The organism is Massilia sp. Leaf139 (assembly GCF_001424165.1).
GTDB lineage: Bacteria > Pseudomonadota > Gammaproteobacteria > Burkholderiales > Burkholderiaceae_D > Telluria.
The window spans coordinates 341,236-353,614 of the sequence record NZ_LMOJ01000022.1; the positions used below are offsets into that span (position 1 = coordinate 341,236).

General features: G+C 68.8%; 15 protein-coding genes. 8 read left to right on the forward strand and 7 right to left on the reverse strand.

Annotation, left to right across the window (positions count from 1 at the left end; all coding sequences use genetic code 11):
• Nucleotides 1-89 precede the first annotated feature (89 nt).
• Complete coding sequence (locus ASF77_RS12950) at nucleotides 90-935, reverse strand: fused MFS/spermidine synthase (RefSeq protein WP_229445422.1); 846 nt, start codon at nucleotides 933-935, stop codon at nucleotides 90-92.
• A gap of 42 nt (nucleotides 936-977) precedes the next feature.
• Between ASF77_RS12950 and ASF77_RS12955 the strand changes: the two genes are divergently transcribed.
• The 4 genes from ASF77_RS12955 (at nucleotide 978) to ASF77_RS12975 (ending at nucleotide 4,220) form a co-directional block, all read left to right on the forward strand.
• A complete protein-coding gene (locus tag ASF77_RS12955; protein ID WP_056339779.1) occupies nucleotides 978-1,253 on the forward strand; it encodes a hypothetical protein in 276 nt (91 codons plus the stop codon).
• Nucleotides 1,247-2,437 carry a sensor domain-containing diguanylate cyclase gene (locus tag ASF77_RS12960; protein WP_229445424.1) on the forward strand — a complete coding sequence of 397 codons (1,191 nt, stop codon included), beginning with the start codon at nucleotides 1,247-1,249 and terminating at the stop codon, nucleotides 2,435-2,437. Before ASF77_RS12955 ends, ASF77_RS12960 begins: the two co-directional genes overlap by 7 nt.
• A gap of 81 nt (nucleotides 2,438-2,518) precedes the next feature.
• Nucleotides 2,519-3,484 carry a hypothetical protein gene (locus ASF77_RS12965; RefSeq protein WP_082493747.1) on the forward strand — a complete coding sequence of 322 codons (966 nt, stop codon included), beginning with the start codon at nucleotides 2,519-2,521 and terminating at the stop codon, nucleotides 3,482-3,484.
• Nucleotides 3,485-3,524: 40 nt separating this feature from the next.
• Nucleotides 3,525-4,220: a hypothetical protein gene (locus ASF77_RS12975; RefSeq protein WP_229445426.1), complete on the forward strand. Its 696-nt coding sequence runs from the start codon at nucleotides 3,525-3,527 to the stop codon at nucleotides 4,218-4,220.
• A 54-nt stretch (nucleotides 4,221-4,274) separates the two neighbouring features.
• Here the strand turns inward: ASF77_RS12975 and ASF77_RS12980 are convergent, their stop codons facing one another.
• The 6 genes from ASF77_RS12980 to ASF77_RS13005 all read right to left on the reverse strand — a co-directional run bounded on the left by ASF77_RS12980 (nucleotide 4,275) and on the right by ASF77_RS13005 (nucleotide 8,762).
• Nucleotides 4,275-4,562 (reverse strand): hypothetical protein, encoded by a 288-nt coding sequence (locus ASF77_RS12980; RefSeq protein ID WP_056339789.1) that lies wholly within the window; start codon nucleotides 4,560-4,562, stop codon nucleotides 4,275-4,277.
• A gap of 190 nt (nucleotides 4,563-4,752) precedes the next feature.
• Nucleotides 4,753-5,397, reverse strand: a complete 645-nt coding sequence (locus ASF77_RS12985) for an ABC transporter ATP-binding protein (RefSeq protein ID WP_056339792.1) — start codon at nucleotides 5,395-5,397, stop codon at nucleotides 4,753-4,755.
• 15 nt (nucleotides 5,398-5,412) lie between these two features.
• Nucleotides 5,413-6,216 (reverse strand): phosphonate ABC transporter, permease protein PhnE, encoded by an 804-nt coding sequence (gene phnE / locus ASF77_RS12990; protein ID WP_056339795.1) that lies wholly within the window; start codon nucleotides 6,214-6,216, stop codon nucleotides 5,413-5,415.
• Nucleotides 6,213-7,052: an ABC transporter permease gene (locus tag ASF77_RS12995; protein WP_056339798.1), complete on the reverse strand. Its 840-nt coding sequence runs from the start codon at nucleotides 7,050-7,052 to the stop codon at nucleotides 6,213-6,215. The genes phnE and ASF77_RS12995 overlap by 4 nt, the downstream gene beginning before the upstream one ends.
• 2 nt (nucleotides 7,053-7,054) lie before the next feature.
• Nucleotides 7,055-7,867, reverse strand: coding sequence for a phosphonate ABC transporter ATP-binding protein (locus ASF77_RS13000; RefSeq protein WP_056339801.1), 813 nt, complete (start codon nucleotides 7,865-7,867; stop codon nucleotides 7,055-7,057).
• 16 nt (nucleotides 7,868-7,883) lie between these two features.
• A complete protein-coding gene (locus ASF77_RS13005) occupies nucleotides 7,884-8,762 on the reverse strand; it encodes a putative selenate ABC transporter substrate-binding protein (protein WP_056339804.1) in 879 nt (292 codons plus the stop codon).
• Between the two features lie 158 nt (nucleotides 8,763-8,920).
• On the opposite strand from ASF77_RS13005, the gene egtD reads away from it, so the two are divergent.
• From egtD to ASF77_RS24310, 4 genes are all read left to right on the forward strand, one after another.
• Nucleotides 8,921-9,889 carry an L-histidine N(alpha)-methyltransferase gene (egtD, locus tag ASF77_RS13010; protein WP_229445428.1) on the forward strand — a complete coding sequence of 323 codons (969 nt, stop codon included), beginning with the start codon at nucleotides 8,921-8,923 and terminating at the stop codon, nucleotides 9,887-9,889.
• A 13-nt stretch (nucleotides 9,890-9,902) separates the two neighbouring features.
• Entirely contained in the window at nucleotides 9,903-11,120 is a 1,218-nt protein-coding gene (egtB, locus tag ASF77_RS13015; protein ID WP_056339807.1) for an ergothioneine biosynthesis protein EgtB, read from the forward strand.
• A 44-nt stretch (nucleotides 11,121-11,164) separates the two neighbouring features.
• Nucleotides 11,165-12,073, forward strand: coding sequence for a YihY/virulence factor BrkB family protein (locus ASF77_RS13020; protein ID WP_056340414.1), 909 nt, complete (start codon nucleotides 11,165-11,167; stop codon nucleotides 12,071-12,073).
• Between the two features lie 107 nt (nucleotides 12,074-12,180).
• Nucleotides 12,181-12,375 (forward strand): hypothetical protein, encoded by a 195-nt coding sequence (locus ASF77_RS24310; protein ID WP_156648875.1) that lies wholly within the window; start codon nucleotides 12,181-12,183, stop codon nucleotides 12,373-12,375.
• The last annotated feature ends 4 nt before the right edge of the window (nucleotides 12,376-12,379 follow it).

Here is a 12,379-nt window from a genome sequence, read left to right on the forward strand (position 1 = left end):
ACCACAGCCTCGGAGTGTGTCATAGGTTGCCCCGTTTTCGCAAACAAATCCGTACGCCACATGCATAGGGGCGGAAGCTGTCGCCGCGATCAGACAGGACGCCGTGTCAGCCAGGCAAGAAGTGCCCGCGGCAGCAGCCAGTTCAGGACACGCAGCCCCAGGCCGCGGCGGCGCGCGAAAGCCTCCTGCCGAAGCGCCGCGCGGCTGGCGGCGCCCGTCGGTGCACGCAGGGCGAACAGCAGGTGGTTGTTGCCGGCGATGCCGGGAAAGTCGCAGACCCGATCGCTGAAGGCCTGCTCGATGCGCGCCACGATGGCATCGTGGCAGGGATCGTAGCTGAGGACGTTCGCCACCAGCACGCCGCCATCGAACAGGGCGCGTCGGCAGTCGCGGTAGAAGGCGGCGCTGCCGAGGGCGGCGGGCATGCCGGCGGCGTCGAAGCCGTCCACCAGGATCACGTCGAAGCGGCCTGGCGCGGCGCACACGAAGTCGGCGGCGTCGCCGTGCACGATGCGCAGGCGGGCGTCGTCCGGCGGCACCTGGAAGGCCTCGCGCAGGGCGATCACCTCGGCGCTGATCTCGAGCACCGTGATGCGCGTGTGCGGAAAATGGCGGTGGCAGAACTTGACCAGCGAGCCGCCGCCCAGGCCCACCATCAGGATGTGGCGCGGCTGCGGGACGAAGAGTGCAAAGCACATCATGGCGCGCGCGTAGGCCAGCACCAGCTTGTCCGGCTGCGAGAGCAGCATCTCGCTCTGGATCTCGCCGTTCTCGAATTCGAGCGTGCGCCGGTTGCCGCGGGTGCGTACCAGCGGCCGGGGCGATGAGGGCGGATCGGAATCATGGTCGGAGCGCGGCGGCATGGCGGCAGTATAGCCGGGCAGGGGAGGTCGGGCCGCGCCGTCCGGCGGCGTCTCCGTCTTGTTCGCAGGCATGAAACTCTGCTAAGCTGGCCCTTGCCGCCACAGGAGTTCCGTATGTTTCTCGATCATCCCTCGATCACCGCCACCAACAGCGATCTCGAAGCCGACCGCATCGAGCGCCTCAACCGTGTCTATGGCTATGCGATGGCGCTGGCCGACAGCGCCGGCAACGCCCATTTCGTCGACAAGCTGACCCAGCTGCACGACCACAAGGGCACCCTGATCGTGTTCTGGAACGAGCCGCCCGACGCGGCCGAGCGCGATTACTTCGCGCGCGCCTGGGCCAGCAAGGTCGGCGACGGCACCGCCAACGTGGAGCACGAATGCTGAACGGCGCGATGCTGACGATGGATTCCACCACCATGGTGCTGGTGCTCGCGCTGGGCAACCTGGTGCTGTGCAGCCTGCTGTTTTTCTTCGACTACGGCAACGCGCGTGCGCCCGCGCTGGCCAGCTGGGGCCTGTCGAAACAGGTGCAGGCGGCCGCCTGGATCCTGCTGGCGCTGGGCGGGGCGCGCGTGGTGCCCGAGCCGCTCGCGCTGCCCGGCGGCTGGGCCCTGCTGATCGCCGGCGTCGCCCTCGAGTCGGCCGCCCTGTGGGAGACGGCGCACCGGCGCCGCCTGGTGCGCGCCATGGTGCCGCTGGCGCTGGGCGCCGTCTTCGTCTTCCTGATGTCGTACTGGATCGACCCGCTCGGCCTGCGCACCCTGGCCGCGGCGCTCATCCTCGGCGCCTTCTACCTGGTCGGGGCGGCGGCGCTCGGACGCGGCTGGAAGGATGCCTCGATGCTGCTGCGCGCGCTGGCGATCGTCTCGGCCATCCTGGCGCTGGTGGTGGCCGCGCGCGGCATCCTGGTGCTGGTCATGCCCGACGGCTGGCGCTGGCTCTCGCACGATCTGCTGCGCCAGCTCTCGACAATCGCTTTCTACCTGCTGATGCTGGTGAACGGCTTCGGCTGCCTGCTGCTGGCGCGCGAGCGCCTGCAAGGCGACCTGGCGCGCCTGGAAACGCTCGACCTGGTGACCGAGGCGCCGAACCGGCGCGGCTTCTTCAATGCGCTCGCGCCCTGGATGGCGCTGGCGCGCCGGCCCGGTTCGCCGACCGCGCTGGTGGTGCTCGACCTGGACAGCTTCAAGCGCGTCAACGACGGCTACGGCCACCCGGTGGGCGACGTCGTGCTGCGCCACGTGGCCGACCTGTGCAAGCGCCAGCTGCGCGACAGCGACCTGCTGGGACGCCTGGTGGGCGGCGAATTCGCGCTGCTGCTGCCGCGCACCGGCCAGGACGAGGCGATGCTGGTGGCCGAGCGCATGCGCGCCGCGATCGAGACCACGCCGGTGAAAACCGAGCGCGCCATGATCTCGATGACGGCCAGCTTCGGCGTCACCACGATCCGGCCCGACGACAGCAACGTCACCCTGTTCGGCCGCGCCGGCGCCGCCATGCGCGCGGCCAAGGAGGGCGGACGCAACGCGATCCGCCTGGCGCCGCGCGAGACCCTGCCTGAAGTGTAAGGCGGGCGTCACGCCGGCGCCCCGTCATCGGGGCGTCACAATGGCGGCGCAGACTGGCGGTTCCTCCATCCAGGGCGAACCATGCCAGCTGCCGATCATCGTGCCCCTCTCTTTGCCGCCGTCGAACTCGGCTCCGACAGCTTTCGCCTGCACGTCGCCAGTTGGGAGAACGGCGCCATGGTCGTCGCCGCCACCCTGAGCGAACCGATCCGCCTTGGCGCGGGGATCGGCGCGGACGGCTGCCTCGATCCCGACACGGTGCGGCGCGCGCTGGCCTGCCTGCGCGATTTCAGGCTGGCCCTGGCGCGCCACGAGGTAAGCGCCGTGCGCGTGGTGGCCACGGCCGCCCTGCGCGTGGCCTGCGATGCGCCCGCCTTCCTGCCGGCGGCGCAGGCGGCGATCGGCTATCCGGTGGAGGTGCTGGGCGGCGAGGAGGAGGGGCGGCTGGTCTATCTGGGCGTGGCCGGCGCGCTCCCCGATGCCCTGGAACGGCGCCTGGTGCTGGACGTCGGCAGCGGCTCGACCGAGATCGTGGTCGGGCGTGGCGACGAGGTCGAGCTGGTGCAATCCTTCGGCGTCGGCGCGCTGCGCCAGGGCCTGGCGTTTTTCAGGGACGGCATTTCGGCGGCGGCTTTCGAGGCCGCGCTCGCCTCTGCGCGCAGCCGCTTCGCCGATGCGGGTGTGCTGGCCGGCGCCCATGGTTGGCGCCGCGCCTACGGCGCTTCGGGCACGGTGCGTGCGCTGTTCGAACTGGCCGGCGGCGATGCCGGCGACGGCTCTGACAACTGCCGCGGCGCGAGCGCTGCCGACCTGCTGGCGCTGCGCCGCAGCCTGGTCGAGGAGGGCGGCTTCATGCGCATCGCGGCCTTGTCGCAGCAGCCGCTGCGCGCGGCCCAGATGGCCGGCGGCCTGGCGCTGCTGCTGGCGCTGGTCGAGGAGCTCGGCATCGGCGAGCTGATTCCGGTGCGCGCCGGCCTGCGCGCCGGGGTGATCCGGGCGCTTCACGGGCGCACGGTAGGGAATCGGCTCTTTCCGGAATGCGCCTGATCGACTATATTGTTTACCTTGTTAAGTAGTGGAATACCCAATGACCAGAAAACCGGTACCCGCGAAGGGTGCGGCCGCGGCCGCATCGGCGCGGGCGAAAGCAGTCCCGGCGCCCGCCCGGGCAGCCTCAAAGACCCCGAGCACCGCCGCCACGCCAGGCAGTGCAGCCAAATCCACCAAGTCCGTCGCCGCCAAGGCGCCCGCCGCCAAGGCCGGCACGCGTGCGGCTGCGAAAGCCGCGGCACCGAAAGCGGCAGTACCGAAAGCGGCTGCCAAGGCGCCCGCCAGGACCGCCGCAAAAGCGCCCGTAAAAGCGGCTGCGAAGCCGCCTGTGAAAGCACCGGCGAAAAAGGCGGCGCCGAAAGCCGCGGCCAAGCCTGCCAGGGCCGCCCCCAAGCCGGCCGCGAAAGCGCCGGCGCCCGGTGTCAAGAATGCCGCCAAGGCCCTTGTCCAGGCCGGCAAGGCGGCGCCGGCAGGCCGTGCACGCACACCCGCCGCGCCCCAGGAAGCGGCGCGCCCCAGCCTGGTGCGCGACAGCTTCACCATGCCGGACGGGGAATATGCGGTGCTGGCGAACGTGAAGCAGGCCTGCCTGAAGGCCGGCTTCGAGATCAAGAAGAGCGAGTTGCTGCGCATCGGCGTGGCCCTGGTCGGGCGCCTCGATATGGCGACGCTGCGCCAGGTGCTCGATAGCCTGCCGCAGCTGAAGACCGGGCGTCCGCCGGGCAAACAATAGCCGCGAGCGGACGGATGTGGGGGTGGGCGAGGCCAGTGGCCTCGCCCACCCCTGCTAGTGCAGCGCGGCCGAGGTCAGCTCCTTCAGTTCGCGGATCGGGATATTCGATTTCTCGTGCATGCGCAGCAGGATCGTCGCGCCCACGTTCAGCTTGCGGTGGCGGATCTTGCTGATGATCGGCGGCTGCACCTCCAGCACGCGGCACAGCTCCGCGTCATTCTTGAGATGCATTTTTTCGATCAAGGTGTCGAGCAGCTTGTTCGGCACGAAACTCGATGGCTCGAGGGCGCGGGCGCGGTGCATCGCAGCCAGCATTTCCTGTTTTTTTTGGCGTACGTTCATGTACTCCTCCAAAATGCGTACTTTGGTTGAGGGGACAGGACCGTTCTGGATACGCCCGGTATTCGATGTGTTATGCGTGCGGGGCGTTGTGATATTACTACGCCTACGCGGCAGGCGCCGCACTGTTCGTCGCGAACAGTCGTTAAGCTGCTGACAATATGCTTATTTCCTCGCGGAATTGTCGTTAATTTCAGGCCGGGCGCAGGCCTTCACGGGTCAGCAGCAATACTTCGTCCGCCATCTCGGCCGCCGCATGCGAGTGGGTGACCATGATGGCGCCGGCGCCGTTGGCGCGGATCTCGTCGCGCAGCAGGCGCAGGATGCCGCCCGCCGTTTCCGGATCGAGGTTGCCGGTCGGCTCGTCGGCCAGCAGCAGGGCCGGCTTGTGCACCAGGGCGCGCGCGATCGCGACGCGCTGCAGTTCGCCGCCCGACAACTGGCGCGGAAAGTCGGCGCCGCGGCCGCCCAGTCCCACCGCCGCCAGCATGGCGTCGGCGCGCGCCGCGCCCTCGGCATTGAGCAGCAGCGGCAAGGCGACGTTCTGCTTGAGTGTCAGGTGCGGCAGCACGTGGAAGGCCTGGAAGATGAAGCCCATGCGCGTGCGGCGCAGGCGTGTCGCCGCGTCGTCGTCGAGCGCGGCCATGTGCGTGCCGTCGACGATGACTTCACCGCTGTCGGGCGCATCCAGCCCGGCGATCAGGTTCAGCAGCGTGGATTTGCCGACGCCCGACTCGCCCATGATGGCGACGAAACGGCCGGCCTCGAAGGTATGCGACAGCTGCGACAGGACGGTGCGTCCGCCATAGGTCTTGGTGAGACTGGCCAGTTCGAGCATGGATGGTTCAGTCCTTCATCGGGTAAGTAGGCGCCGCAGCGCGAAACTGATCGCGTCGACCAGGGCAACCAGCAGCAGCATCGCCAGCACCACGGTGGCGGCGCTCTGCATCTGGAACAGCGACAGGTGGTATTTCAGCATCTGCCCGAGGCCGCCGGCCCCGACCACGCCCAGCACAGCCGCGGCGCGGATATTGTTCTCCCAGCGGTAAAGAGTGTACGACAGCATCTGCGGCAGGGTCTGCGGCAGCGTGGCATAGAAAAAGGCGGCCAGCGCCGGTGCGCCGTTGGTGCGCAGCGCCGCTTCCGGCGCCGGCTCGGCGTTTTCCAGCGCGTCGGCGAACAGGCGCCCCAGCACGCCCGAGGTGTGCGCGGCCAGCGCCAGCGTGCCGGCAAACGGCCCCAGGCCCGCGGCCACCAGCAGCAGCGCGGCCCACACCAGTTCCGGAATCGAGCGCAGTACGTTGAGCACGACGCGCACCGTGGCGCGCGCGGCCGCGCCCCAGCGGCCAGCCGCCGGCAGCGCCAGCGCCAGGCCGACCAGGGCGGCCAGCAGGGTGCCGAGTGCCGACATCGACAGCGTCTCCAGGGCCGCGTTCAGCGTTTTCCCGAGGAAGGGCGTGGCCGTCTCGGGCGGCGCGAAACCGCCCAGGAATTCGAGGCTGGTGGCCACGGCTTCGCGCGTGAAGAAAGCGGCCAGATCCAGGCGCAGCGTGGCGAAGCTGGCGACCACCAGCGCAAGTAGGGCAAGGAGCAACAGGGGCGTGCCCCAGGAGCGCTTCGGCGGGGGTGGCAACTGCTGTGGCAGCGGTTTGTTCATCCGAGCCTCCGGCGCAGCAGGCTCGAGACCAGGTCGGCCGCGGCCACCAGCAGCACGAACATCAGCAGCATGGTCGCCACTTCGCCGCCGGCCATCATCTTGGTCGATTCGTCCATGCGCTGGCCCAGACCGCCGGCGCCCACGAAACCCATGATCGCGGAGCCGCGGATCGCGCATTCCCAGCGGTAGATGGTGTAGGAGACCAGTTCGGCGGCGGCGTCGGGCAGGGCACCGTAGAGCAGCGCCGGCAGGCGCGCGCTGCCGTTGGCGATGAGGGCGTCGGTGGCGTGGGCGTCGCTCGATTCAAGTATCTCGGCGTAGACCTTGGCCAGCATGCCGCAATAGGTGAGGGCGATGGCCAGCACGCCGGCGGTGGGCCCGAGGCCGACCACGCGCACGAACAGCAGCGCCCACACCAGTTCCGGCACGCTGCGCAGCAGGACCAGCACCCAGCGCACGCCCTGGCGCAGGAGCGCCGCCGGCCAGCGCACGCGGCCCGTGCCCAGGCGCGAGATCGACAGGCGCTCGCTCACGATCAGGGTCGCGGGAATCGCGCCCAGCAGCGCCAGCGCCAGGCCGGCGGTGGCGATCGCCACCGTGATCCAGGTCTCGCGCAGCACCATCGCCAGGAATTCCATCGAGTGGGCGGGCTTGAGAAAATCGGCAAGGAAGCCGCCGGCAGCCGCCAGGCTTTGCAGGTCGAACAGGAGCCAGGGCTTGAACTCGCTGTAGACGAGCGCCGGCCAGAGCAGGAGGAGCGCCGCCGCGCACGCCAGCAGGCGGCCGCGCCAGGCCGGATCCGGATGGCGGGGAGGGGAGGAAGACAGAACCGCCATCCTCAGAAGCAGGCGCCCACGGCAATGCGCTCGGGCGGCTCGTGCGGCCGCTGCGGCTGCGGGGCGATGCTGTCGTTTTCGTAGAGGGCCGCGATCATGGCGTCGCTCACCCGTTCGCGTGGCAGGTCGAATACGATCTGGCCGGCGCGCAGGCCGACGATGCGGCTGAAATGGGCGCGCGCCATCTCGACCTGGTGCAGGCTGCACACCAGGGTGGCGTTGCGCGCGGCCGCTTCGCTTTGCAGTGTCGCCAGGGTGATGCGGGCCAGGGCAGGGTCGAGCGCGGAGATCGGCTCGTCGACCAGGAAGGCTTCGGCGCTCGATAACAGCAGGCGCGCCAGGCTGCAGCGCTGGCGTTCGCCGCCCGAAAGGCGGTCGACGCGCGCATACAGCTTGTCGCCCAGGCCGAAGCGCGACAACGCCTCGAAGGCTGCGTCCGGATCGGCCGGCTTGAAGAGGGAGGCGAGCGCCTTGCCGAGACTCCAGCCCGGCAGGCGCGCCGCCAGCACGCTGGTGACCACGCGCTGGCGCGGCGGCAGCGGCGGCGTCTGGGGCGCCAGGAACAGGCGCGCGCGCAGTGCGTGCCGGTCCTTTTGCGGCAGCGCCCATGGATCGAGCCCGAACAGGCTGAAACCGCCCTCGGCCGGCCGGTGCGCGCAAGCGAGCGTCGCCAGCAGCGTGGTCTTGCCGGCGCCCGACGGCCCGATCAGCGCGAGCTGCTCGCCCTGCTTGACGACCAGGTCGAGTTCGCGCAGCGCGGCCGCCCTGGTGCCGCTCAGGTGGCGCACGGTCAGTTTGTCGAGCCGGAAGGTCATCGCCGCGCTGTCCGGATTACTTCAGCAGGCCGGCGCTGCGCGCCGCCGTTTCGATGGCGCGGTAGTGCTCGGCCGAAGCCGGGACGAACTTGGTCGCACGCTGCAGTTCCAGGATCTCGCGGCCCTGCGGGGTCGACGCGTCCAGCGCCAGGAAGGCGTCCCGGATCTTCTTCTGCAGCGCCGGGGCCATGCGCGTGTGCACCGACCAGTTGTAATCGACATAGCCGGGCGTGGTGTAGAACACGCGCACCGTCTTCGGGTCGACCTTGCCCGATTCGACCAGCTTCTGCCAGACCGAGATGTTGAGCGCGCCGGCATCGACCTTGCCGCCGGCAACTGCCGCCACCGTGGCGTCGTGGGCGCCGGAGAAGGCGATGCGCTTGAGGTCGGTGTCCGGGTTGAGGCCGGCGCCCAGCATGAACGAGCGCGGCATCAGGTGGCCCGAGGTCGACGATTCGGAACCGAAGGAGAGCGTCTTGCCGCGCAGGTCGGCCAGCTTGGTGATGCCGGGCGCTGTGGTGACGAAGACCGACTGGAAGTTCTGGTCTTCGGCGCGCTGCACCAGCGGCACCACCTGGCCCTTGCTGCGCACGTTGGCTTGCACGAAGGTGAAGCCGCCGAACCAGACCATGTCGAGCTTGTGGTTGACCAGGCCTTCAACCGAGGCGGCGTAGTCGGTCACGGGCGTGAATTCGACCTTCAGGCCGGTCGCCTTGGCCAGGTAGTCGCCCAGCGGCTTGAACTTGCGCTGCAGTTCGGTCGGCGCTTCGTCGGGGATGGCCGAGACACGCAGCACGCCCGGCGTGTTCTGGGCGGCGGCGCCGTTGGCGGCGAACAGCAGCGTGGCGGAAAGGGAAGCGGCGAGCAAGGACTTCAGGACAGAGTTGGGCGACATGACGGCTTTCTTCTTTTAAATATGGGGAACGGTGGCGAGCACGCTTGAGCGGCAGGCAAACGCAGAGGAATCGGGACTTCCGCTATGATAGCAAAAACAGCAACTTCCTCCCTAGCCAGGGCGCATCGGGCGCTCCGGCGGCACGAATGATAAACCTTATGCCCACGACATGTACAACCGAAAGGCCGGCGCAGTCGTTCGCCGCCGGCGCCCAGGTGCCGGCCGAGCTGTTCGACGGCCTGGGAGCGCGCCAGGCGACGATCTCGCCGAAGTTCCTGTACGACGCGCTGGGGTCGAAGCTGTTCGAGGCCATCTGCGAGCTGCCCGAGTATTATCCGACCCGCACCGAAGCCGGCATCTTCGCACGCCACGGCCGCGAAATCGCACATGCCTGCGGCAGCGGCGCCACGCTGATCGACCTGGGCGCCGGTAACTGCGCCAAGGCGGCCTCGTTGTTTCCCCTGCTGCGTCCGACGCAGTATATCGCGGTCGATATTTCCACGGAATTCGTCAGCGAGTCGCTGGCCCGCCTGCGCCTGCGCTTTCCCTACATCGACATGCAGGCCCTGGGGCTCGATTTTTCAAGCGGCCTCGAGCTGCCCGACAGCGTGCGCACGCAGGGACGTCTGTTCTTCTATCCCGGCTCCTCGCTCGGCAATTTCACGCCGCCCGAGGCGCGCGCCTTCCTCACGCGCCTGCGCAAGAGCTGCGGCGACGACGGCGCCCTGCTGATCGGCATCGACCTGGCCAAGGACAAGGCCACCCTCGACGCCGCCTACGACGATGCCCTCGGCGTCACCGCCGCCTTCAACCTGAACGTGCTGCGCCACGTGAACCGCCTGCTCGGCAGCGATTTCGACGTGCGCCAGTGGCGCCATGTCGGCTTCTATAACGAGGCAGCGGGGCGGGTCGAGATGCACCTGGAGGCGGCCAGCGCCCAGCGTGTACGCTGGCCCGGCGGTGGGCGCGATTTCGCCGCAGGCGAGCGCATCCATACCGAGAATAGCTACAAGTACCGCCAGGCCGACGCCATCGGCCTGCTCGAGCAGTCGGGTTTCGAGGCCACGCGCGTGTGGACGGATGCGGGCTGCCCGTTCGCCGTCATCCACGCGCAGGCGATCGCCTGACAGGTAGCGAATCATGCTGCGCGATCATTTCCTGGCAGTGCGTCAACGATCGCTGCAGCTGGCCTCGCCCCTGTCGCCCGAGGATTGCTGCGCCCAGTCGATGCCGGACGCCAGCCCCATCAAATGGCACCTGGCGCATACCACCTGGTTCTTCGAGACCTTCATCCTGGAGGCGCGCGAGGCCGGCTTCCGCCCGTTTCACGAGGCCTTCCGGGTGCTCTTCAATTCCTATTACAACGGCGTCGGCGCCAAGCACCCGCGCGCCCAGCGCGGCCTGCTGACGCGGCCGGCGCTGGACGAGGTGCGCGCTTACCGGGAAGACGTCGATGCGCGCATGCTGCGCCTGCTGGAGGGCGAAGGCGATGCGGCGTTGAGCGAGCTCGTACTGCTGGGCCTGCAGCACGAGCAGCAGCACCAGGAACTGATGCTCACCGACGTCAAGCACATGCTGGCCCAGAATCCGGTCGCGCCCGCCTACGACGGCGCGGGCATGGCGCCCGACGCGCCGCCGCGGCCGCTGGCCTTCCTGGACTTCGACGGCGGCCTGGTCGAGATCGGGCACGACGGGCGTGGTTTTTGTTTCGATAACGAGCTGCCGCGCCACCGCAGCTATGTCGCGCCTTTCGCGCTGGCCTCGCGCCTGGTGACGAATGGCGAATACCTTGCCTTCATCGAGGCCGGCGGCTACCGCGATGCCGCGCTCTGGCTGGCCGAAGGCTGGGACAAGGTGCAATCGGGCGAGCTGGCGGCTCCCCTCTACTGGCGCCGCCAGGACGACGGCGCCTGGCACGAATTCACCCTGCACGGCGAATTGCCGCTCGATCCGGCGCGCCCGGTCACCCACGTGTCGCTGTACGAGGCGGACGCCTATGCGCGCTGGGCCGGGGCGCGCCTGCCGACTGAGGCCGAATGGGAATTCGCCGCGCGCCTGGCCGGCCTCGAGACAGGGCGCCTGCATCCGGGCGCCGCCGTGGCGACACCTGGTGATGCAGGCCTGGCGCAAATGTTCGGCGCCTGCTGGCAATGGACGAGCAGCAGCTACGCGCCCTATCCGGGCTACGCTCCGGCGCCCGGCGCGATCGGCGAATACAACGGCAAGTTCATGGTCAACCAGTACGTCCTGCGCGGCTCGTCCTGCGCTACACCGGCCGGGCACGCGCGCGCCAGCTACCGCAACTTCTTCCCGTCCGGCGCCCGCTGGCAGTTCACCGGCATCAGGCTGGCGCGATGACGCGGCCGGGCCCATTGCGCCTGCGCCGCCTGCGGCTGCGCAGCATGCGCGTCCGGATCCTGAACCGGCGCGCCAACGCCTATATTTTTTCGCACCCGCTCGCCTTCACGCTGAGCGTGCTGAAGGGCTTTCGCGCCAACCAGGGCCTGCTGCTGGCCGGTGCCGTCGCCTATTACGCACTGCTCTCGATCGTGCCCTTCCTGATGCTGGTGGTGGTGGTGCTTTCGCACTTCATCGACCAAGCCGAACTGCTCGAAACCCTGCGCCGCTACCTGGAATTATTGGTGCCGGGACAGTCGCCCTCGATCGTGGCGGAGGTGGCGAACTTCCTCGACAACCGCGACCTGATCACCTGGGTGCTGGGGGTGACGATGCTGTTCTTCAGCTCCTTTGCCTTCACGGTGCTGGAAAATGCAATGAGCGTGATCTTCATCCACCGGGTCGCGGTGCGGCGGCGCCATTTCCTGGTGTCGGCGGTGCTGCCTTACTGCTACATGCTGGCGCTGGGGGCGGGCGTGCTGCTGGTGACCCTGGTGGCCGGCACGCTGCAGGTGATGGGCAAGGAAAGCGTGCACCTGTTCGGCGCCGACTGGTCGCTGGGCGGGGTGTCGGGTGCGCTCCTTTACCTGATGGGGCTGGGCGGCGAAATTCTGGTGCTGACCTCGATCTACCTGGTGATGCCGGTGGGGCGCCTGTCGCTCTCGCATGCGCTGGTGGGCGGGGTGACGGCGGCGCTGCTGTGGGAAATCGCACGCCACGTGCTGGTATGGTATTTCTCCACGTTGTCCCAGGTGAACGTGGTCTACGGTTCGATGACGACCGCCATCGTCGTCATGTTCAGCCTCGAGATCGGGGCCACGCTGCTGCTCTTCGGCGCCCAGGTGATCGCCGAATACGAACGGGTCGGGCGCGGCAAGCCGGCTGCACACACGCCGCTGACGACCGCCGCCTGAGGCCGCCTCATTTTGAGATAGCACAATTTCCTTCAAGCAGGCACATGGCACAGTACCCTCTTGCGCCGGCATGACGCTGGGCAATTCACGAGAGAACGGGAGGTGTCATGGAAGGTGGCGTATTCCTGGGTTTACAGTTGCCGGTCATGCTGGCATTTTTCGCGCTACTGGCAGGATTGATCCTGCTGGGGCGCCAGTTGCACCAGTTGCGCAGGCCGGCGGTCGTCCGGCGCGGCGCCCATCCTCCACCAGGCCCGCATTTCAAATCCGAGCGGGCATCCTCCCATCCCGACCAGGGCTAAACCG

Excerpts from the sequence above, each read along its gene's own strand:
- egtD (WP_229445428.1), top strand. The coding sequence starts at position 8,921 with ATGCCCACGACATGTACAACCGAAAGGCCGGCGCAGTCGTTCGCCGCC.
- egtB (WP_056339807.1), top strand. The coding sequence starts at position 9,903 with ATGCTGCGCGATCATTTCCTGGCAGTGCGTCAACGATCGCTGCAGCTG.
- ASF77_RS12985 (WP_056339792.1), bottom strand. The coding sequence starts at position 5,397 with ATGCTCGAACTGGCCAGTCTCACCAAGACCTATGGCGGACGCACCGTC.
- ASF77_RS13020 (WP_056340414.1), top strand. The coding sequence starts at position 11,165 with ATGCGCGTCCGGATCCTGAACCGGCGCGCCAACGCCTATATTTTTTCG.
- ASF77_RS12980 (WP_056339789.1), bottom strand. The coding sequence starts at position 4,562 with ATGAACGTACGCCAAAAAAAACAGGAAATGCTGGCTGCGATGCACCGC.
- ASF77_RS24310 (WP_156648875.1), top strand. The coding sequence starts at position 12,181 with ATGGAAGGTGGCGTATTCCTGGGTTTACAGTTGCCGGTCATGCTGGCA.
- ASF77_RS12965 (WP_082493747.1), top strand. The coding sequence starts at position 2,519 with ATGCCAGCTGCCGATCATCGTGCCCCTCTCTTTGCCGCCGTCGAACTC.
- ASF77_RS12995 (WP_056339798.1), bottom strand. The coding sequence starts at position 7,052 with ATGGCGGTTCTGTCTTCCTCCCCTCCCCGCCATCCGGATCCGGCCTGG.
- ASF77_RS12950 (WP_229445422.1), bottom strand. The coding sequence starts at position 935 with ATGCCTGCGAACAAGACGGAGACGCCGCCGGACGGCGCGGCCCGACCT.
- ASF77_RS12960 (WP_229445424.1), top strand. The coding sequence starts at position 1,247 with ATGCTGAACGGCGCGATGCTGACGATGGATTCCACCACCATGGTGCTG.
- ASF77_RS12975 (WP_229445426.1), top strand. The coding sequence starts at position 3,525 with ATGACCAGAAAACCGGTACCCGCGAAGGGTGCGGCCGCGGCCGCATCG.
- ASF77_RS13000 (WP_056339801.1), bottom strand. The coding sequence starts at position 7,867 with ATGACCTTCCGGCTCGACAAACTGACCGTGCGCCACCTGAGCGGCACC.
- ASF77_RS12955 (WP_056339779.1), top strand. The coding sequence starts at position 978 with ATGTTTCTCGATCATCCCTCGATCACCGCCACCAACAGCGATCTCGAA.
- ASF77_RS13005 (WP_056339804.1), bottom strand. The coding sequence starts at position 8,762 with ATGTCGCCCAACTCTGTCCTGAAGTCCTTGCTCGCCGCTTCCCTTTCC.
- phnE (WP_056339795.1), bottom strand. The coding sequence starts at position 6,216 with ATGAACAAACCGCTGCCACAGCAGTTGCCACCCCCGCCGAAGCGCTCC.